Genomic DNA, 20,712 nt, shown 5'->3' with positions numbered 1-20,712 from the left:
TCCGGTGGGGTACGGCCGCTGCGAGCGGGTATCCGCGTCGGCACGGCCACAGCTGGAGGCATCCCTTGAGCGAATCATCACTGCGGGCGGTGGGCTGGGCGCGCTCGCTGCCGCTGAACTCGAGCGTCAAGACCGCGCGCGACTGGGCGCGCGAACATCTCACGTCACTGGGCTGGGCCGAGTCGGCGCCGGAGACCGTGGACGACGTGCTGCTGACCATCTCGGAGCTGGTCACCAACGCCCACGTGCACGCGAACAGCGCTGCCGACCTGGTGCTGACCTGGGACAGCTCCTGTCTGCACGTGACCGTGCACGACCGTTCCCGGCGGCTGCCGGTGCCGCGCCCGGCGGACACCGAGCGTCCGGGCGGTCGCGGCATGCTGCTGGTCGACGCGCTGGCCGACACCTGGCAAACCCGCCCCTGTCCGGACGGGAAGATCGTGCACGCCTGTTTCCGGCCGCCCCGCACCGGCTGACTCACCACACCGGCTGACTCACGCTCCCCGCCGCCGGCCGGGGAGGGCCCGTCAGTCGCCGGCGGTGTCCGGCCGGTACAGCACGGGCAGGTCGCCGGGGCGTACCCGCAGGGTCACCGGCAGGGTGGCCTCCACCTCGCCGTCGGCGCCGTAGGGGACGGGCCGCGACGCCTCGATGCGCAGTTCGCGTCCGCGCAGCACCCGTACCTCCGGGCGCCGCACATGGACTCCGGTCTTCAGTTCGTTCATCAGCGTGAAGAAGAGCAGGCGCGGCGCCTCGCGGATCAGCACGACGTCGAGCAGTCCGTCGTCGACCCGCGCGCCGGGGGCGATGAGGCGGCCGAAGCCGTAGTAGGGGGAGTTGGCGGCGACGACGGTGTAGCCGCGGTGCCGGTGCACCTCGCCGTCGACGGTGACGCGGTAGTCGGCCGGCCGCCAGGTGGTGACGGCCCGCAGGCCGCCCGCGTAGTACGAGGCGGCGCCGCGCAGCAGCCGGGTGGTGTTCGCGTGCCGGTTGGCGAGCGCGTCGACCCCGGCGTAGACGCTGCCCAGGACGACGGTGCGCGGGTGGACGGCCGACTCGACCTCGATGGTGTCGACCGGTGCCGGTTCCGCGTGCAGCAGGATCCCGGCGAGTGCGGCGGGGTCGCGGGGCAGGCCGAGGGCGCGGGCGAAGTCGTTGCCCCGCCCGGCGGGCACGAGACCGAGGACGGTGCCGGTGCCGCTGAGCGCGCCGCCGACGCCGCCGGCCATGCCGTCGCCGCCGACCGCCAGGACCACCCGGCCGCGTGCTCCGGCCTGCCGGGCGATGTCCTGGGCGTGGGCGAGGCTGTGGCTGTACTCCGTCTCCAGCCCGGCCCCGGCCTCCCGGAGCAGGCGGGCCACCTGGAGCAGTGACGCCGCCCCGGTCGAGTCACCCGCGGTCGGGTTGACGACGGCGGTGAACTGTCGCATCGGTGTGCCTCCGGGCGGTGACGGTGGGAGCGGAACAGGGGCCGGGTGGGTCAGTCGGTGGGCAGCAGGACGCCGGGGTTGAGGAACCCTCGCGGGTCGAGGCGGTGCTTGACGGCGCGCAGCGCGGCCACGCCGAGGTCGCCCGCCTCCCGGAGGTACCAGTCGCGGTGGTCGGTGCCCACGCCGTGGTGGTGGCTGATGGTGCCGCCGGCGGCGAGCACGGCGTCGTTGGCGGCGTGCTTGGCGGGCGCCCAGTGCGCGACCGGGTCCTCGCCCTGGGCGCTGACGACGGTGAAGTAGAGGGAGGCCCCGTTCTCGTACACGTGCGAGATGTGGCACATGACCAGCGGCGGGGTGCCGGCCCGGGTGAGGGTGTCGGTGAGGGCCGTGCGCACCCCGGTGTAGAGCTCGGGAACGCGGGACCAGAACGCGGCGGTCTCCAGGGTCTCGGCGAAGGCGCCCGCGTCGAGCAGGGCGTCGCGCAGGTAGGGCGCCGAGTAGCGGCCGTGCGCCCAGCGTTCGCCGGGTTCGGCGCCGATCGGGGTGCCGCCGCAGTCCCGCAGCACGGCCGCCGCCCGCTCGCGGCGCCGGGCGGTGTCCTCGGCGGTGCCCTCGTAGCCGGTGATCGCCGTGCAGCCGGCGTCGCCCTGCGCGAGCCCGGTGCCGATGGCGTCCGGCTGGGCGAGGCCGACGAGCGTCTCGGTCTCGTCGGACAGGCGCAGCACGGTGGGCCGCGGGCCGTCCTGGGCGAGCCGGCGCAGGGCCGCGGCGCCCTCCTCGAAGGACGCGAACCGCCAGCCCTCGTACCGGCGCACCTGGGGCAGCGGGCGGATCCGTACCAGGACGGAGGTGATGACGCCGAAGGCGCCCTCCGAGCCGAGGACGAGCTGGCGCAGGTCGGGTCCCGCGGCGGAGCGGGGGGCGCGGCCGGTGTCGATGGTGCCCTCGGGGGTGGCGAGGGTCAGTCCGAGCACCATGTCGTCGAAGCGGCCGTAGCCGGCCGAGGCCTGCCCGCTGGAGCGGGCGGCGGCGAAACCGCCGATGGTGGCCCACTCGTAGGACTGCGGGAAGTGGCCGAGGGTGAAGCCCTGTTCGGCGAGGAGCGCCTCGGCCTCGGGGGCGCGCAGACCGGGCTGGAGGACGGCGGTGCGGGAGACCGGGTCGAGGTCGAGCAGTCCGTTCATGCGGCGCAGGTCCAGGGCGACGAAGGCGCGGTGTTCGGGGGCGAGTCCGCCCACCACCGAGGTGCCGCCGCCGAACGGGACGGCGGCCAGGCCGTGCGCGGCGCAGGCGCGCAGCACGGCGAGGACGTCGTCGTGGGAGCCGGGCAGGACCACGGCCTGCGGGACGTCGGAGACGTCGCCGGCGCGCAGCCGCAGCAGGTCGGGGGTGGACTTGCCGCGGGTGTGCCGGATGCGGCTCTCGGCGTCGGTGCGCACGTGCCGGTCGCCGCCCACGGCCTCGGCCAGCGCCTCGAGCGCGGCCGGGCCGGCCGTGGGCGCGGGCGGCCGGATGTCCTCCAGCGCGAGCGCCGGCGCGGTGCGCGGGGTGACGCCGAGCAGGTCGCGCAGCAGTCCGGTCACCGCGGCGGGCAGCGGTGCGGCCTTCGCCGGGTCGCCCCAGCCGTTCCACAGCATGTCCATCGAAGGGTCGTCCTCACAGGTCGGTGTGCTCGGTTCGCGCGGCGGCGGCTCCGCCCGGCTCCCGGGGCGTTACACTGTGACACATGACGCCTATTCGTCACAACGGTTCGGACAGCGATCCCGTGCTCGACGCGGTGCGCGACTGCGTGCTGGCCGTCGGGGTGCGCCGCACGACCCTGGCCGACGTGGCCCGCCGCGCCGGTGTCTCACGGATGACGCTGTACCGGCGCTGGCCCGACCTGCGCACCCTGGTGGGCGATCTGATGACCCGTGAGTGGATCGGCGTGGCCACCCGGGCGATACCGGAGCCCGCGCCGGACACGCCCACCCGGGCCCGGATCGTGGACGGGCTGGTGGCGGGGGTGGAGGCGTTCCGCGCACACCCCCTCTTCCGGAAGATCGTCGACGTCGACCCCGAACTGCTGCTCCCCTACGTCCTGGACCGGCGCGGCACCAGCCAGGAGGCGCTGCTGGCGCTGCTGGCCGACGCGCTGCGCGAGGGCCACGCGGACGGTTCGGTGCGCACGGCCCACACCGAGCGGCAGGCCCGCGCCCTGCTGCTGGTGGTGCAGTCCTTCGCCCTGTCCCTGCGCACGATGACCGACGAGGACGACCCCGCCCTCGACTCCGCCGCCCTGCTCGGCGAGCTGCGCACCCTTCTGGAGAGGACCCTGACGCCATGAGCCGTCCCGAGGCCGTACCCGGCTCGTCCCTCAGCGCGGCCCGGCGCACCCGCGAGCTCGCCGAGGCCGCGGACGGCCGGGTCTGCGACGTCCTGGTCGTCGGGCTCGGCGCCACCGGCGCCGGAGCGGCCCTGGACGCGGCCGCCCGCGGTCTTGACGTCGTCGCGGTCGACGCCCACGACCTGGCGTTCGGCACCTCGCGCTGGAGCTCGAAGCTGATCCACGGCGGGCTGCGCTATCTGGCCTCCGCCCAGTTCGACGTCGCCCACGAGAGCGCCGTGGAGCGCGGGGTGCTGATGACCCGGACCGCCCCGCACCTCGTGGCCGCCCAGCCGTTCGTGCTGCCGCTGACCCCGCTGGTGTCACGCGCCCAGGCCTCGCTGGCCTGGGCCGGCTTCCGGGCCGGGGACATGCTGCGGCTGGCCGCGCGGACGCCGCGCCAGGTGCTGCCCGCGCCGCGCCGGCTGTCGGCCACGGAGGCCCGGCACCTGGCGCCGGCGGTGCGCGCCGACGGGCTGCGCGGCGGGCTGCTGTCCTGGGACGGCCGGGTCACGGACGACGCCCGGCTGGTGACCGCCCTGGCCCGCACCGCCGCCGCGCACGGCGCCCGGGTGCTGACCCGGGTGCGGGCGCTGGAACTGACCGGGACCGGCGCCCGCGTCCGGGACGAACTGACCGGCGAGGAGGGCGGGATCCGCGCCCGCCTGGTGATCAACGCCACCGGGGTGTGGGCCGGCGAGCTGGCCGGCGGCATCCGGATCCGCCCCTCCCGCGGCACCCACCTGGTCCTGCGCTCGGAGCGGCTCGGGACGCTGCCGGCCGGGCTGCACATCCCGATCCCCGGCGAGACCAACCGCTTCGTGCTGGTCCTGCCGCAGGGCGACGGCCGGGTCTACGTCGGCCTCACCGACGAACCGGTCGACGGCCCCCTGCCGGACGTGCCGGAGGTGCCCGAGACCGACATCGGCTTCCTGCTGGACGTGCTCGGATCCGTCCTCGACGTCCCGGTCCACCGGGACGAGGTCGTCGGGGCCTTCGCCGGGCTGCGCCCGCTGCTGGACGCGGGCGGGTCCGCGAGCGCGGGTGACGCCCCGGCCCGCACCTCCGACATCTCCCGCCGGCACGCGGTCCTGACCTCGCCGGACGGGGTGACCACCGTCGTCGGCGGCAAGCTCACCACCTACCGGCGGATGGCGCAGGACGCGGTGGACGCCGCCCTGGCGGCCCGCGGCCTGACCGCCCGCCCCTCCCCCACCGCGGAGCTGCCGCTGGTCGGCGCCGCCGCGCCCGGGCTGCTGCGGTCCCTGCCCGTGCCGCGCCGCCTGGTCCGCCGGCACGGCACCGAGGCGCCGGCCGTCCGGGCCCTGGCCGAACGCGATCCCGCGCTGGCGGAACCCGTGCTGCCGGGCCACCCGGTCACCCGGGCCGAACTCGTCTGGGCCGCGCTGCACGAGGGCGCCCTGGACGCGGCCGACCTGCTGGACCGCCGCACCCGCATCGGCCTGGTCCCCGAGGACCGCGCCGAGGCCCTCGCCACCGCCCACGACGCCCTGGAGCGCGCGACCGCCGCACACCGCTGAGGCCGGGGCCGGCCCCGGCCGGCCCGGTCCCGGGACGCGGTGCCGCCCGGCGACAGCCACTCCGGGACAGCCGCCGCGCGGTCACGTCGGCGACGAGGGGCCGCCGCAGCGGGGGCTACGGGGTCACGTCAGCGAGCCCGTGTTCACCAGGTCGCCGGAGGCCGGCCGGGGCACCGTGCCGCTCGCCGGGGGCTCCTCGTGGCGTTCCACCCAGGCCGTCAGGGCGGTGAAGGCGGCGCGGTAGCAGGGCAGGATCGGGCGCAGCCGGTCCGGGTAGGTGTCGTAGAGGCTGTCCACGTGGGTGCCGCCCTCGATCCGGTAGTAGCGGTGCAGCCTGGAGCGGCCCTGCTCGGCGATCATCCGGGCGTACAGGTCGGACTGGACCCGGATGGGGATCAGCGCGTCCAGGGTGCCGTGCACGGTGATCATGGGCTTGCCGATGCGGCCGGTGAGCGCGACCCGGGCGACCGCGTCGTGGACGGCGCGGGGCCGGGACGCGTAGTCGTAGCCGGCGTCGGAGGGGCAGGGGGCGAAGATCTCCTCGACCGTCGAACCGGCCGAGGCGCCGGGGCAGTCGGGGTCGTAGCCGGGGTCGAACTCTGCGCGGTAGGTCTTCTGGGTCAGTCCCCAGTAGGCCTTCTCGTGGTACGGCCACAGGAACTCCGAGCCGCGGGCGAACCCGGCCGCGTACATGTCCTCGTCGCCGGCCCGGCCGAGCTGGCGGGCGACGGCGGTGGGCAGGAACGTGAAGAGGTTCGGGCCCTCCGCGCGCCACAGCGGTCCCTCCCAGTCCACCCCGCCGTCGTAGAGCTCGGGGTGGTTCTCCAGCTGCCACCGGGTGAGGTAGCCGCTGTTGGAGATCCCGGTCATGTAGGTGCGGCGCGGGGCGTGCCCGTAGTGCTGGGCGACGACCGCCTTGGCGGCGCGGGTCAGCTCGGTGGTGCGCCGGTTCCACTCGACGACGGCGTCACCGGGCCGCCTGCCGTCGGTGTAGAAGTCGGGCCCGTTGTTGCCCTTGTCGGTCGCGGCGAAGGCGTACCCCTGGCCCAGCACCCAGTCGGAGACGAGGGTGTCCATCGCGTACTGCTTGCGCACGCCCGGTGCGCCGGTGACGACCAGCTTGCCGTTCCAGTCGTCGGGCAGCCGGATCACGAACTGGGCGTCGTGGTTCCAGCCGTGCAGCGTGTTCAGCCGCGAGGGGCCCGGGAAGTAGCCGTCGATCTGCAGGCCGGGCACGCCGGTGGGGTTGACGGTGCCCTTGGCGGCGAGCCCGGCCCAGTCGGCGGTGTCGGTGTACGGCGTGCCGGCGAGGGCGCTGGTCGTCAGGTCGTCGTGCCGGGAGATCTGCTGCAGTTCGGCACCCGGGACCGTGACCCGGCCCCGCCCGGGGCGCCGGCCGGGCGAGCCGTCGGCGGCCCGGGCCGAGGCCGCGGGGGTGACGGTCGCCGCCGCGAGCAGGGCGGCGGACAGCAGGGTGGTTCGACGGCTGGGGTGCATGGTGCGGCCTTCCGGGTCCGGTGGTGCGGGTACGGAGGTGCTGGAGCGTGCCGTGCACATGGTTGGCCTCCCACGCCTGCCGGAACATGGTCGGCAGCCACACATCGCGAGCGTCACCGGTGGTAGGCACGCACATGGGGGCGCCCCGGGGTGGCGAGGCACGGCGCGTCCGGTCGGCGTGAGCGCCCGGACCGCCCCGGCGTGCGGGCCGTCGGCGGCTGCGGCACGCTACACACAGGTGCGTCGAAGGGACCGAGCGTGGCCGACGGTGGCGGACCGCCCCGGCCGTCCGGGCGAGGCGGCGCGGACGGTGCCGGACGGGCGCCCGGGCCTGGCCCGCGGCCGGGCGGAGAGCGCGGCGCGCCGCGGCCGGTCCGGGCGGTCGTCCGGCGGCCGCGTCCGCCCCGCCACGGTCCCTCCCCCGGGTACTCCGGCGTGGAGCACGGGACCTGCTGACTGCCGTACCGTCCGCCGGCGGGCCGGCACTTCGGTAACCGGGACAGTCAGGAGTGATGCGACATGAGCTTCGACACCGAACCCGCGGCGCCTGCCGCGCGGGTACGGCACTGGCCCGTCGACGACCTGCCCGCCCTGGAGCCCGACCCGTTCCTGGACGAGGTGCTCCGCGACGAGCCGGTCGCCCGGATCACGCTGCCGTACGGCTCCGGGGACGCCTGGCTGGTCACCCGCTACGAGGACGTCCGCTTCGTCACCTCCGACCCGCGCTTCTCCAGGGCGGGGATCGTCGGGCGGGCGGTGACCAGCATGGCGCCCGTGGCCGTGGCGTCGCAGTCGGCGGGGCTGCAGTACACCGACCCGCCGCGGCACACCCGGTTGCGCCGGGTCGTGGCCCGGGCGTTCACCGCCCGGGGCATGGACCGGCTGCGCCCGCCGGCGGAGCGCACGGCGCACCGGATGCTCGACGGCATGGAGCAGGCCGGGCCGCCCGCCGACCTCATGGAGCACCTGCACACGCCCTTCCCGATCGCCGTGGTGTGCTTCTTCCTCGGCGCGGACGAGGACGACTGGCGCGACTGGACCGGAAACTCCGAGGCGCTGCTGTCCAAGGACCCGGACGGCGGTGACCGCAACCGGGCGGCGCGGGAGGCGACCCGCGCCCGGGTCGTCGGCCTGCTCGCGCGCCGCCGCGAGGATCCCCGGGAGGACCTGGCCAGTGTGCTGGCCGGGGCCGCCGCGGCGGGCGAGATCAGCGACGACGAGGCGGTCTCGCTCGCCATGGCCGTCTACGTCAGCGGCGGTCACGCGGTCCGCAACAACAGCGGCTCCATGATGTACGCGCTGCTGACCCATCCGGGCCACCTCGACCGGCTGCGGCGGGATCCGGCGCTGGTGCCGAAGGCGGTGGAGGAGCTGTACCGGTTCGTGCCCCACCGCAACGGCGTGGGGATCCCCCGGATCGCCACCGAGGACGTGGAGGTCGGCGGGCGGCTCATCCGGGCGGGCGACGTCGTCTACAACGCGTACGTCGCCGCCAACCGCGACCCGTCGGTCTTCCCCGACCCGGACGTCCTCGACTTCACCCGGGACGGCGCCGGGCACCTCGCCTTCGGGCACGGCCCGCACTTCTGCCTGGCGGCCCTGATGGCCCGGATGGAGGCCGAGGTCATGATCCGGGCCGTGCTCGGCCGCTTCCCGCGGCTGCGGCTCGCCGTGGCGGCCGAGGACGTGGAGTTCCAGCGCGATGGACTGATCCGCGGGCCGCGGATCCTGCCGGTGACCTGGTAGCGCGCGAAGGGTCAGGGCAGGATCGCGTCGACGTACCCGCCGTCGACGCGCAGCGCTCCCCCGGTGGTGGCCGAGGCCTGCTCGGAGCTGAGGTAGACGACCATGCTGGCGATCTCCTCCGGCTCGATCAGGCGTTGCAGCAGGGACTGCGGGCGGTGCTCGCGCATGAAGGCCCGCTGGGCCTCGTCCCAGGGCAGGGAGCGGTCGACGAGTTCGTACACGAAGTCCTCGACGCCGCCGGTGTGGGTGGGCCCGGCGATGACGGAGTTCACCGTCACGCCGGTGCCCGCCGCCTTCTTGGCGAAGCCGCGGCTGACCGCGAGCAGCGCCGTCTTGGACATCCCGTAGTGGATCATCTCGGCCGGGATGACGACGGCCGAGTCGCTGGCGACGTACTGGACACGCCCCCAGCCGCGCTCGGTCATGCCGGGCAGGTACGCCCGGGTCAGCCGCACCGCGGCCAGGACGTTGACCTCGAAGTACCGCCGCCATTCGGCATCGGTGATCTCCAGCGGGTCGGCGGATCCGAAGATGCCGAGGTTGTTCACGAGGACGTCCACCCGCGGCAGCGCCCGGGTCACCCGTTCGGCTCCCTCCTCGCTCGCCACGTCGGCGGCCACCGGCACCAGTTCGGCGCCGGGGACCTCCCGGCCCAGCGCGGCGACCGCCGCCGACACGCTCTCCTCGCTGCGTCCGTTCACCGCCACCCGGGCGCCGGCGCGGGCGAGACCGGCGGCGATGGCGGCGCCGATGCCCTGGGTCGAGCCGGTGACCAGGGCGGTGCGTCCTGTCAGATCGATGTGCATGCGACGAGGGGTTCCCCGCGCGCGGGCCGCCCTACCGGATCGCGGCCCCGCTCGCTCACGCGTCGTCCAGCCGGCGTACGTCCCGCTCGTCCCACGCGCGCGTGTCGCGCGGCTCGACGTACGGCTCCTTGTCCGGCGGGTTGCCGCCGGCGATCGCCCGCTGCCGTGCGGTCTCCGCGTCGAACTCCAGGCCCAGCAGGATCGCCAGGTTGCTGATCCACAGCCAGACGAGGAAGACGATGACGCCGGCCATCGCCCCGTAGGTCTTGTTGTACGAGGCGAACCCGGCGACGTACAGCGCGAACCCGGCCGAAGCGATCATCCACAGGAGCAGGGCCAGGAAGCTGCCGGGGGTGATCCAGCGGAACCCCTTCACCTTGGCGTTCGGGGTCGCCCAGAACAGGATCGCGATCATCACGGTGACCAGGACGACGAGGACCGGCCACTTGGCGATCGCCCAGGCCGTCAGCGCCGCGTCGCCCATGCCGAGGGCCTCACCGGCGCGCCGGGCGATGCCGCCGGTGAACACCACGATGAGGGCGCTGACCACGGCGAGCACCATCAGCACGACCGTCACCCCGAGGCGGACCGGGAGGATCTTCCATATCGGCCGGCCCTCGGGGACGTCGTAGACGGCGTTGGCCGTGCGGATGAAGGCGGCGACGTAGCCAGAGGCCGACCAGACGGCCAGCACCACGCCGACGATCGCCAGGACGGATCCGGTGCCCGCGCTGCCCTGCAGCTGCTCCACCGCGCGTGTGAGGATGTCGCGGGCCGGGCCGGGGGCGAGGTGCTTGAGGTTGGTGAGCACCTTGTCCGTGGCCGACTTGCCCGTGATGCCCAGTAGGGAGACCAGCACCAGCAGGGCGGGGAAGAGGGACAGCACGCTGTAGTAGGTCAGCGCCGCGGCCCGGTCGGTCAGCTCGTCGTCCTTGAACTCGCGCAGCGAGCCCTTGAGGACCCGGCCCCAGGCCGCCTTCGGCAGCTTGGTCGGCGCTTCCGGTTCGCGCCGCTGGACCTCCGGGCCGGGCCCGGCCTCCTGCGGCGAGGGCGGCTCGGGCTCCCGCGCCTCGTCGTCGTGGTGGTCCCCGTGCCCTGGAAGATGCAGTTTTGCCATGGGCACCGGGTACCCCGCAGGGCGTGGTTACGCAGCTCGGGGGCGGGGGGCACGGACGGTTCGCCGTCAGGCGGCCCGTGCGGCGGGGTAGGCCAATGCCGGCTCGGCGCGCGCCGCGGGGCGCTCGTGGTGCGTCCGGCGCGGAACGATGAGCGACGACGCGCGAGGACGCGCGACGACGGGGAACGGCCGGCTACAGACCAGCCATGCTGTTTCCGGCGCCCCGGACGGCGACCGGCTCGCCGGCCGGCATCCGGGCGGGCGCGGCGGCGGTCAGCCGGGGCAGCAGGCAGGTCCAGAACTCCAGCATGCGCTCCTCCGACTCCGGGTCGCGCCCCGGCCCCCCGAGCCGCTCGAAGCCCACCGTCGCCGCGACCACGACCGTGGCCACGCCCTCGGGTGAGACGCCGGCGCGCAGTTCCCCCGCCTCATGGGCCTGCCGGGCGGTGTCGCGCACCCAGTCGTGCCAGGTGTCCAGCACCGCCGTCCCGTCGCCCCGCGCGGGGTCGGCGCTCAGCACGAATCCGGCGCGCACCACCGGGTCGGCGGCCAGGGCCGTCACCAGCCGGCGGATCGCGGCGACCAGCGTCCCCGCCGCCCCGGACTCCGCGGACCGTGCGCACTCGGCCAACTCCCGCACCGAGCAGGCGGCGGCGCCCTCGATCTCGCGGGCGAGGGCGTCCTTGCTGGGGAAGTGGAAGTGCAGCGCGCCGGCGCTGACCCCGGCCCGTCCGCTGATCGCGGGCAGGGAGGCGCGGGCGTAGCCGTCGTGGGCGAAGGCCTCCGCCGCCGCGCGGATCAGGGCCTGCCGGGTGCGTGCCGCCCGTGCCTGCTGGACCATGACGCCCTCCTCCTGGGCCGGCGCGGAGGCAGGCCTCTCCCGAGCCCCGTAAACCGCACGTTCAGTATGTTTACGGGGGACGGGCACGGCAAGGCCCGGCGTGGGGCCGGGACGAAAACCCGGTGCGGACTCGCCAACGGCTGCGCCGCGCCGACGAGTTCGCCGGGCCGGTGACGGGCTGAACCGCGTGTGCGGCCGGCCGCGGCGGCGGGAGGTGTCCGCCGCCCGGGGCGGGCGGCGGACGTCCGGCGGGCGCCGGCGCGTGTTCAGGAGGCCTGCGGGCGCAGCAGGACGGGCAGCGACCGGTAGCCGTTCAGCATGAACGTCGGCAGCGGCGCCAACTCCTCGGGCGGACAGGCGAGTCGCACGTCCGGGAACATCTCGAAGAGCCGGGAGAGCGCGGAGGCCGCCTCGATCTCCCCGAGCGGCGCACCCAGGCAGCGGTGCGGTCCGTGGCCGAAGCCGAGGATGTCCCGGTCGCGCTCGCGCAGCAGGTCGAAGCGGTCCGCGTCCGGCCCGTGCCGCTCGGTCTCGTGGCCGCCCGCCGCGAAGTTGACGAGGATGCAGTCGCCCTTGCGGATCCGCACCCCGTCCAGGTCGATGTCCTCCACGGCGAAGCGCATCGGGGCGTAGGCGCCGGGCGTGTGCACGCGCATGGTCTCGGCGACCACGTCCGGCCAGCCGGCGCGGCCCGCGCGCACGTGCGCCAGTTGTGCGGGGTGGGTGAGCAGGGCGCCGGCCGCGTTGGTGATGAGGGTGGCGGTGGTGTCCTGGCCGGCGGCGATGAACATGAAGAGGGAGCCGAGCAGTTCGTCCTCGGTGAGCCGGTCACCCTGGTCCCGGGCCGCGATCAGCGAACTGGTGAGGTCGTCGCCCGGCCGTTCCCGCTTGGCCTCGACCAGTGCGGCGAGCCGCCCGAAGGCCTCCAGCCGGGCGGCCTCCATCTCGGCGGCGGGCACGGTGGAGCTGAACACGGTGCTCAGCGCTGCGGACAGGGCGTCCGTCTCCGCGCCGCGCGGCACGCCGAACAGCTCGCAGATGACCCGCAGCGGCAGCACCTCGGCGTAGGCGGTGCGCAGGTCGACCGGGGCGCCGGGCGGCAGCGCGGCCAGTTCGCCGAGCAGTTCGGCCGACAGTTCCCGCACGCGGGGCCGCAGCGCCTCGGAGCGCCGCGCGGTGAAGGCGCCGGCCATCAGCCGGCGCAGCCTGGTGTGGTGCTCCCCGTAGGCGAACAGCATGTTCTCGTTCGCCACCCACGGGTAGAGCGGCCACTCCTCGGTGATCTCGCCCGCGACGAACGGCGGCCAGTGCAGGCGCGCGCTGCGCGAGACGCGCGGGTCGGTCAGCAGCCGCTCCACGTACGTCTGCCGCACGACGGCCCAGGCGAGGACCCCGCCGGGCAACTCGACCTGTACCGCGGGGCCCTGGGCGCGCAGCGTCGCGGCCTCGCCCATGTGGTCCCCGCCCAACAGGTCCAAGGCGTAAGGGCAGGCGGTCTGTTCCATCGGTGTGCTCCCTGGGTCGGTCCTGCATCACGTTGTTGCGTGGCGACGTGCCCATGGAAGCGATGTCCGCTTCCGCGCGCCGGAGGGCGCCCGCACCCCCCGGTGTCCGGGAGGGGGCCGGCGGCCGTGCCCGGCGGAAGCCCTCCGTTCAGCCGGCGGCCGGGGCCTTCACCGGTTCCCCGCGCAGTTCCATGGCCTCTTCGTGGACGCGTCGGCCCCGGTCGAGCGACATGTCCAGGCGCACCAGGACCGCGGGGACCGCGATGCTGGTCATCAGGTGCCGGTAGAGGTCGACCACCCGCTCCATCAGGTCGGCGTGGTCGTTCATGATCTTGGAGAGCACCTGCGCCCCGGTGAACGCGGCCACGAACGCCTTCGCCGCGGACTGGACGTCGACCTGGGGCAGCAGCTCCCCGTTCGCCTTCGCCCGTTCCAGCAGCGTCGCGTTGTAGTCGACCCAGGAGGCCATCGGCACCCTCCGGTCCAGGCCGTCGTGCGGTGAGCCCTGGTCCACGGTGAGGCGGATGCTGCCGCGCACCAGGGGATCCCCCGAGCCCAGCAGGTGGGCGAGGAGGAAGCCCGCGTCCAGCCCTTCCTGGAGCACCACTTGCCGCGGCGGCGATTCCGGCACCGACTTGAGCTGGTCGGTCAGCACCGCCTGGGCGAGCTGCTCCTTCGAGGCGAAGTGGAAGTAGAGGGCGCCCTTGGTGACGTTCGCCCGCTGGAGGATCTCCGAGATGGTCGCGGCCTCGTAGCCGACGTCGGCGAACACCTCGGCGGCCGCCACCAGGATGTTGCGTCTCGTCCTGATCGCTCGTTCCTGCAGGGCCACGGCCTATCCTCCGCACTGGCTTCACGGACCGGTCGGCCACGAAAAGAAACCGACAGGTACGTATCGTGCCACCCCGGAAGATGGCCTTTCAACCATATGGATGCCTCCCCCTCACCGGGTGCGCGGGGCTCCCCGGGCCGTCGCCGACGCCACGATAAAACCTGTCGCCCGGTATCTCAATGCCCCGCCCGGCCCGGCCCGCACGGGGAAGCCGGCCGCCCCGGGGGAAGCCGGCCGCCCGCGGGAGTGACGGGCGTCCCCCCCGAGGTGGCGCTCCGGGAGGTTTACAAAGCACCCCCGTTCGGCCAGCGTTGGCAGAAACTTGGCTTGATAAGCAAACCGGGAGGTCCGTATCTTCTGACCCTGCGCAACCCACCCTGCCGGATCTGCGACCACGGGAGAGGGTCATGACCCTTTTGACGTCCCAGGTACATGTCCCCTCTCCGCCGGAGCTCGGGGAGCGCGGCGAGTTGACCCGGCTCCTCTTCGGCGACGACCGCGAGCGCGCCCACGGGATGTGGCGCGACCTCATCGCCAAGGACACCTTCCGGCACCGCCCCGGACTCGGCGCCGCCGAGCGCGCCGCACTCTCCTACGAGTGGCTGCGGCTGGTGAACGACACGGCCGGAGGCGCCGAACGGCTCGCGGACGACCCCGAGTCGCTGGCGGCGCTGCACGAGTGGGCGGCGATCGTGGACGGCGGCGGGGGCCTGTGCACGGTGGCGAGCATCCACTACAACCTCTTCCTCGGCAGCCTGCTCGACCACGGGGGCGCCGGGCGCCGGGACCTGTCCGACTTCACCGCGCTGCGGCGCACCGGAACGTTTCTGTGCACCGAGCTGGACCACGGCAACGACGCCTCGGCGCTGGAGACCACCGCCGAACTGGACCCGGCGACCGGCGGGTTCGTGCTCAGCACCCCGCACGCCGGCGCGCAGAAGTTCATGCCCAACACCAGCATGACGGGCGGTCCGAAGAGCGCCGTGGTCGCCGCCCGCCTCCTGGTCGAGGGCCGGGACGAGGGCGTCTTCCTGTTCCTCACCCCGCTGAGCGACGAGCGGGGGCTGCTGCCGGGCGTCCGGGTCCGCCGGCTGCCGATGCGCACCGGGGCCCCGGTGGACCACTGCCTGACCGCGTTCGACCGGGTGGCGCTGCCGCGCGAGGCCCTGCTGGAGTCCGAGCACGGCCGGCTGGACGCCGAGGGCCGGCTGCACAGCTCTCTCGGCAACCGGCGCAAGCGGTTCCTGCATTCGATCGGCAGGGTCACCATGGGCAAGCTGTGCATGAGCGGCGCCGCCGTCGGCGCTACCCGGGCGGCGCTCGCGATAGCCGTGCGCCACGGCGAAAACCGGCTGGTCAGCGGGCCGCGGGCGGGCGAGCGCGTCCCGGTCAACGCCCACCGCTCGCACCACGGGCGGCTGCTGAAGGGCATCGCCACGGCCTACGCCATGACCTTCCTGCACCGGGCGGCGCTCGCCCGCTGGGCCTTCGGGCGCACCGCCGGTGACGCCGGGGAGCGGGCGGCGGCCGAGCGGCTGGTGGCCGTGGCCAAGGGCTGGATCACCTGGCAGGCCCGGGACATCACGGTCGAGTGCCGGGAACGCTGCGGCGCGCAGGGCCTGTTCGCCGCCAACGGCCTGTCGGAGTTCCCGCAGTACATCGAGGGCACCATCACCGCCGAGGGCGACAACCTGGTGATCTGGGTGAAGGCGGCCGCCGAGATGCTCTTCGAGCACCAGCCGCCCCGCCAGGAGCCCGAACCCCCCGGCGGCGTCGAGCGGCTGGCGGACCTCCGGCACCTGCGCGGGCTGCTGGCCCGGGCCGAGGCCGTCTGGCAGGACCGGGCCAGGGCCGCACTGCGCCGGGGACCCTCGGGCGACCCGGTGGAGCGGTGGAACGGCGCCTCCTCGGCCGCCCTCGAGATGGTCTCGGTGCACGCCCGGCTGCAGGCGGCCGACGCCTTCCTGGCCGCGGTGGCCCGGGCGCGCCGCCCCGGGGCGGGCGAACTGCTGGAGCGGCTGTGCCGGTTGTTCCTGCTGGCGCAGATAGGCGAGTTCACCGGCGACCTGCTGGCCGACGGCCACCTCTCCGGCGACCAGGTCCGCGCCCTCCCCCAGCTCCTCGACGACCTCCTGCGCGACCTGGCGCCGCGCATGAGCGACCTGGTCGAGGCGTTCGACCTGCCCCGGGAGTACCTGGACGCCATCCCGATGGCCGGCCCGGGCCCCGCCTCGCTCGCCGACCACTGCACCGACCACTCCGACGACGGCCACGGCCGGCCGCTGTCACGGGATCTCCTGCTCGGCCCAGATGACCTTTCCGTCGGCCTCGTGACGGGCCCCCCACTGGTGGGCGAGCCGGGCCACCAGGAACAGCCCGCGTCCGCCCTCGTCCGTGCTGCGGGCGTGCCGCAGCCGGGGGGCGGTGTTGCTGGCGTCGCTGACCTCGCAGGTCAGCCGGGTGCCGCGGACCAGCCGTAGCCGGATGGGAGAGCGGGCGTAGCGGATCGCGTTGGTGACCAGTTCGCTGACGATGAGTTCGGTCGTCATGGCCAGCTCGCCCAGGCCCCAGTCCGTCATCCGGCGGGTCGCCTCGGCGCGGGCACGCCCCACGGCGGCCGGTTCGGCGGGCACGTCCCACGAGGCGACCCGGTCCGCGCCCAGGGCATGGGTGCGCGCCAGCAGCAGGGCGACGTCGTCCGGCTGGGGCGTGGGCACCAGCCGCCGCACGGCGGACGCGCACAGGGTGTCGAGGCCGGCCCCGGACCTGGCGAGCACCTGGGCGAGCCGGCCCATGCCGGCCTCCATGTCGTGGTCGGCGCCCTCGATGAGGCCGTTGGTGTAGAGGCCGAGGAGGCTGTTCTCGGGGAGGACGAACTCGGCGGACTCGAAGGCCATGTCGCCCAGTCCCAGGGGCGGTCCGGCCGCGACGTCCGGGAAACGGGCGGGCCCGTCCGGCGGGACGACGACGGGCGGCGGATGCCCGGCCCGGGCCATCGTGCACCGGCCGCCGACCGGGTCGTAGACGGCGTAGAGGCAGGTCGCGCCGATGAAGGTGACCGTGCTGCGGCTGTCCTGGTCGCGTCCGGACTCCTCCTCGCTCAGCCGCAGCACCAGGTCGTCGAGATGGGCCAGCAGTTCGTCGGGGGGCATCTCCATCGCGGCGAGGGTCTGGACGGCCGTGCGCAGCCGGCCCATGCTCGCCGCCGCGGAGATGCCGTGCCCCACCACGTCGCCGACGACGAGCCCCACCCGGGCCCCGGACAGCGGGATCACGTCGAACCAGTCGCCGCCGGCCCCGCCCGACGCGTCCGCCGGCCGGTAGCAGGAGGCGACGTCGACCGCCGTGCCGCCGCTGACCACGTCCGGCAGCAGGCTGCGCTGCAGGGTGACCGATGCGGTGTGCTCCCGGGTGTACCGGCGTGCGTTGTCCACGCAGAGCGCCGCCCGCTCCACCAGTTCCCGGGCCACCAGTACGTCGTCGGGGCCGAACGGCACCGGGTTGACCGAGCGGAAGAAGCTGGCGAGGCCGAGGACGGTGTCGCGGGCCCGCATCGGCACGGAGATGAGGCTGTGCAGGCCGAACCGGCGCAGCCGGTCCGCCCGGACCGGCGCCCCGGCACGCCAGGCGGGGTCCGCCGGGTCGATGACCGGGACCAGCACCGGCTCACCGCTGATCAGCAGGTTCCCGTCGCCGGGCGGCGGCAGGAAGCACACCTCCTCCTCGGCCCCGGCCACCGCCTCGGGGCAGCCCTCGCGCACCGACCGCAGGCCCGCGCGGCGCATCGCCGGCGGCCCGCCCGCCCGGCCGGCGCCCGCCTCCCGGGCGCCGCGGCCCTCGGCGCCGAGCACGGGCTCCAGGAGGTCGACGACGACGAGGTCCGCGAACCGCGGGACCGCGAAGTCGGCCAGTTCCTGCGCGGTGGCCGGCACGTCCAGGGTCCTGCCGATACTGGTGCCGGCCTCGCTCACCAGGGACAGCAGCCGGCGGGCGTTCCACCGCTCGGTGACGTCCTGGACCATGTAGCAGACGCCGTTACGGGCGCCCTCGGCGTCGACCAGCGGGAAGAAGGACGTCGAGTAGGCGTGCTGCCGGTTGGGATCGGCCCAGCTCCAGCCCACGTACTCGTAGTCGGTCACCGGCTCCCCCGTCGCCAGCACCTTGCGCATCCGCCCCTCCAGGACCTCGGCCTGCAGACCGGGCAGCAGTTCGCTCAGCCGGTGCCCCAGTCGCTGCTCCCGCGGCACACCGCCGAACCGTTCCAGCGTGTCGTTGAGCCACACACAGCGCAGGCCCAGGTCCATGACGCCCATGCCGACCGGCGAACGGGTCAGGAACCCGTCGAGGACGGACTGGCCCACGGACCACCGCGTCCGCTCCTCACGCGCGGAGACCAGGAAGCACTCCTCGTCGCGGATCCGGAAGGGCGCCGAGACCCGGACGTCGAGGTCGAGGCCGCGGCCGTCGCGGTGGCGCAGCCGGATCCGGCCGTTCCAGCCCATCCCGGCACGGCAGTGCCGCGCGACGGCGGCCGCCCGGGCCGGGTCCCCGGGACCGGCCAGCAGGCGGGCGGCGGAACGGCCGACGACGTCCGCCGCGCGATGACCGAGCAGCGCTTCGGCGCCGCGGGACCAGCCGGTCACGACGCCGTCGGCGGACAGCACCGCCACCGCGTCGGTGGAGGCGTCGAGGGGATCGCGCGACGCCGCGGGCGTCGACGCGTCGCGGCCCGGTCCGGCAGGTTCCATCGGTTCGACCTCCGTCCTATCCATGGTGCTGCCAGTCCGCGCGAAGCGCACGGACCGCTCTGCGGTTGGGGCGGGCCCGGCGCCGGGGGCAGCATGGAGGTACCGGCCGGCAGCGTTCGGCGCAGGCTCCCGACGACCGGCCGGTGGAGGTGGATCCGGTATGGCAGTGGACTCCTTCCGCGCCGACGACGACCAGAGCCCCGAGCGGCCCCGCCCGACCGGCCTGCTGGACGTGCTCAGCGTGGCCGCCGTCGCCCTGGACACCAGCGGCCGCATCGTCTTCTGGACCCCGCAGGCCGAGGACCTGTTCGGATACACCGCCGAGGACGTCCTAGGCCGGTACGCGGCGCAGCTGCTGGTCCGGCCCGAGCATCTGCAGGCCGTGGTGAGCCTGTTCTCCGAGGTCCTGCAGACCGGCCGGGGGTGGGCCGGCGCCTTCCCCATCCGGCACAAGGACGGCAGCAGCCGCCTGACGGAGTTCCGCACCATGCGGCTGCTCGACGACGTCGGCGACGTGTACGCGCTGGGCATCGCGGCCGACCACACGCTGCTGCAGCGGGTGGAGACCGATCTGGCCCTGTGCGAGCGGCTGATCAACCAGTCCCCGATCGGTCTGGCCCTGCTGGACCCGGACCTGCGCTACCTGCTGGTCAACCCGGCGCTGGAGCGGATCGACGGCGTCCCCGCCGAGCAGCACATCGGGCGCCGGCTGCGGGAGATGCTGCCCTTCTTCGACGTGGGCACCGTCGAGTCCTGCCTGCGTCAGGTGCTCGCCACCGGACTGCCCCTGCTCGACCAGTACCACGTGGGCCTGCCGCCCTCCGACCCGGAGCACGAGCACGCCTGGTCGCTGTCCTTCTACCGCCTGGAGGACCCCGGCGGGCGGGTCCTGGGCGCGGCCGCCTCGGTCGTCGACGTCACCGAGCGGCACCACGCCGCCGCCGAGGCGGACCGGGCCCGGCGCCGGCTGGCGCTCATCGCGGAGGCCTCCACCCGGGTCGGCACCACTCTGGAGGTCGAGCAGACCGCCCGCGAGCTGGCGGACATCGCCACTCCGGGGCTCGCCGACGTGGTCGCCGTGGACGTCCTCGACTCGGCCCTGGCCCTTCGCCGTGCACGCCACCCGGACGGCCCGGAACTGTTCCGTGCCCTCGCCCTGCGCGCGGCGCACCCCACCGTGGCGCTGCGGGCCGCCGACCCGCCCGGTGACCTCGCCTCCTACGGGGGCGACCGGCTGGTGACCCTGTGCGTCCACACCGGCCGTCCGGTGCTGGTCCGGCGCGTCGGCCGGGGGGACCTGGCCCGCATCGCGCGCGACAAGGAGGCGGGCGACTATCTGGCCCGGGCGGGCGTGCACTCGTACCTCGCCGTGCCGCTGGTCGCGCACGGCGAGGTGCTCGGTGCGCTCGACCTCAAGCGCACCCGCAACCCGCTGCCGTTCGACGACGACGACGTCGTGCTGGCCGGCGAGCTGGCCGGCCGTGCCGCCATCGCCATCGACAACGCCCGCTGGTTCCAGAGCGTGCGCAACACCGCGCTCACCCTCCAGCGCAGCCTGCTGCCCGACCACTCCGCGCACCACACCGGTCTGGAGCTGGCCTCCCGCTACCAGCCCGCGCAGGCCACCAGCGAGGTGGGGGGCGACTGGTACGACGTCATCCCGCTGGCCGACGACAAGACGGCGCTGGTGGTGGGCGACGTCATGGGCAACGGCATCGACGCGGCCGCCACCATGGGCCGGCTGCGCACGGCGACCTGCGCCTACGCGGACCTGGACCTGGCCCCCGACGCGGTGCTCCAGCACCTGGACCGGATCACCTGCGACCTGGAGCACTACATCGTCACCTGCCTGTACGCCGTGTTCGACCCCCGCACCCGGCGGTGCACCATCGCCAACGCGGGGCACATGCCGCCCGCTCTGGCCCGGCCCGGCAAGGCGGCGGAGCTGCTCGACCTGCCCTCCGGGGCGCCGCTCGGCGTCGGCGGCGTCGAGTTCGAGACGGCCACGGTGGAGCTGGGGCCCGGAGGTCTGCTGGTGCTGTACACCGACGGCCTCGTGGAGACCCGGCAGCACCCCATCGACGACCGCCTGGAGGTGCTCCTCGGCTTCCTCGGCGATCCCGGACGGCCGCTGGAGGAGACCTGCGACCAGTTGCTGTACGGGCTGCGCAATCCCGAGGACCACGACGACGTGGCGCTGCTCGTCGCCCGGGCGCTGTGACGCCCGTACGGGCCGTGCCGGGCAAGACCCGCCCCGCATGGTGCGGTTCGCCCGGTGGTGCCA

Annotated in this window: 14 protein-coding genes and 1 pseudogene; 6 read left to right on the top strand and 9 right to left on the bottom strand. The window is 74.8% G+C overall.

Translation table 11 applies throughout. The features are described 5' to 3' along the window. Window positions 1–65 precede the first annotated feature (65 nt). Window positions 66–476, top strand: coding sequence for an ATP-binding protein (locus TNCT1_RS20770; RefSeq protein WP_143634344.1), 411 nt, complete (start codon window positions 66–68; stop codon window positions 474–476). A 51-nt stretch (window positions 477–527) separates the two neighbouring features. On the opposite strand, the gene TNCT1_RS20765 is transcribed toward TNCT1_RS20770, so the two are convergent. Together TNCT1_RS20765 and TNCT1_RS20760 are read right to left on the bottom strand one after the other, a co-directional pair. Continuing rightward, window positions 528–1,430: a YegS/Rv2252/BmrU family lipid kinase gene (locus TNCT1_RS20765; RefSeq protein WP_143634342.1), complete on the bottom strand. Its 903-nt coding sequence runs from the start codon at window positions 1,428–1,430 to the stop codon at window positions 528–530. Window positions 1,431–1,480: 50 nt separating this feature from the next. Beyond that, the gene (locus tag TNCT1_RS20760) at window positions 1,481–3,073 is read right to left on the bottom strand and encodes an FAD-binding oxidoreductase (protein WP_143634339.1); all 1,593 of its coding nucleotides are present in this window, start codon (window positions 3,071–3,073) and stop codon (window positions 1,481–1,483) included. 83 nt (window positions 3,074–3,156) lie between these two features. Here TNCT1_RS20760 and TNCT1_RS20755 point away from each other — a divergent pair, with 83 nt between their 5' ends. Next, window positions 3,157–3,756 carry a TetR/AcrR family transcriptional regulator gene (locus TNCT1_RS20755; RefSeq protein ID WP_143634337.1) on the top strand — a complete coding sequence of 200 codons (600 nt, stop codon included), beginning with the start codon at window positions 3,157–3,159 and terminating at the stop codon, window positions 3,754–3,756. Beyond that, complete coding sequence (locus TNCT1_RS20750) at window positions 3,753–5,336, top strand: glycerol-3-phosphate dehydrogenase/oxidase (protein WP_143634334.1); 1,584 nt, start codon at window positions 3,753–3,755, stop codon at window positions 5,334–5,336. Before TNCT1_RS20755 ends, TNCT1_RS20750 begins: the two co-directional genes overlap by 4 nt. Before the next feature lie 123 nt (window positions 5,337–5,459). Here TNCT1_RS20750 and TNCT1_RS20745 read toward each other — a convergent pair whose 3' ends face one another. Further along, complete coding sequence (locus tag TNCT1_RS20745) at window positions 5,460–6,833, bottom strand: tannase/feruloyl esterase family alpha/beta hydrolase (protein ID WP_143634602.1); 1,374 nt, start codon at window positions 6,831–6,833, stop codon at window positions 5,460–5,462. A gap of 519 nt (window positions 6,834–7,352) precedes the next feature. Here TNCT1_RS20745 and TNCT1_RS20735 point away from each other — a divergent pair. Next, the gene (locus TNCT1_RS20735) at window positions 7,353–8,579 is read left to right on the top strand and encodes a cytochrome P450 (RefSeq protein WP_143634330.1); all 1,227 of its coding nucleotides are present in this window, start codon (window positions 7,353–7,355) and stop codon (window positions 8,577–8,579) included. 11 nt (window positions 8,580–8,590) lie between these two features. On the opposite strand, the gene TNCT1_RS20730 is transcribed toward TNCT1_RS20735, so the two are convergent. From TNCT1_RS20730 to TNCT1_RS20710, 5 genes are all read right to left on the bottom strand, one after another. Then, the gene (locus TNCT1_RS20730) at window positions 8,591–9,385 is read right to left on the bottom strand and encodes an SDR family NAD(P)-dependent oxidoreductase (protein ID WP_143634328.1); all 795 of its coding nucleotides are present in this window, start codon (window positions 9,383–9,385) and stop codon (window positions 8,591–8,593) included. 55 nt (window positions 9,386–9,440) lie between these two features. After that, window positions 9,441–10,502 (bottom strand): YihY/virulence factor BrkB family protein, encoded by a 1,062-nt coding sequence (locus tag TNCT1_RS20725; RefSeq protein WP_143634326.1) that lies wholly within the window; start codon window positions 10,500–10,502, stop codon window positions 9,441–9,443. A gap of 193 nt (window positions 10,503–10,695) precedes the next feature. Continuing rightward, complete coding sequence (locus TNCT1_RS20720) at window positions 10,696–11,343, bottom strand: ScbR family autoregulator-binding transcription factor (RefSeq protein ID WP_143634324.1); 648 nt, start codon at window positions 11,341–11,343, stop codon at window positions 10,696–10,698. Between the two features lie 266 nt (window positions 11,344–11,609). Beyond that, window positions 11,610–12,848, bottom strand: a complete 1,239-nt coding sequence (locus TNCT1_RS20715) for a cytochrome P450 (RefSeq protein WP_143634322.1) — start codon at window positions 12,846–12,848, stop codon at window positions 11,610–11,612. Window positions 12,849–12,996: 148 nt separating this feature from the next. Then, window positions 12,997–13,680, bottom strand: a complete 684-nt coding sequence (locus tag TNCT1_RS20710) for a ScbR family autoregulator-binding transcription factor (protein ID WP_143634320.1) — start codon at window positions 13,678–13,680, stop codon at window positions 12,997–12,999. Between the two features lie 407 nt (window positions 13,681–14,087). Here TNCT1_RS20710 and TNCT1_RS36830 point away from each other — a divergent pair. Next, a pseudogene (locus TNCT1_RS36830) lies at window positions 14,088–15,926 on the top strand (acyl-CoA dehydrogenase); the annotation flags it as partial. Between the two features lie 39 nt (window positions 15,927–15,965). On the opposite strand, the gene TNCT1_RS20700 reads toward TNCT1_RS36830, so the two are convergent. Then, entirely contained in the window at window positions 15,966–18,428 is a 2,463-nt protein-coding gene (locus TNCT1_RS20700; RefSeq protein WP_143634318.1) for a SpoIIE family protein phosphatase, read from the bottom strand. 160 nt (window positions 18,429–18,588) lie between these two features. Between TNCT1_RS20700 and TNCT1_RS20695 the strand changes: the two genes are divergently transcribed. Next, window positions 18,589–20,649 (top strand): SpoIIE family protein phosphatase, encoded by a 2,061-nt coding sequence (locus tag TNCT1_RS20695; protein WP_143634316.1) that lies wholly within the window; start codon window positions 18,589–18,591, stop codon window positions 20,647–20,649. Window positions 20,650–20,712: the final 63 nt, after the last annotated feature.

It is taken from the genome of Streptomyces sp. 1-11 (genome assembly GCF_007176755.1).
Taxonomy (GTDB): domain Bacteria; phylum Actinomycetota; class Actinomycetes; order Streptomycetales; family Streptomycetaceae; genus Streptomyces.
Note: the sequence above shows the minus strand (reverse complement) of the source record. Positions and strands in the feature narration are given on the sequence as shown.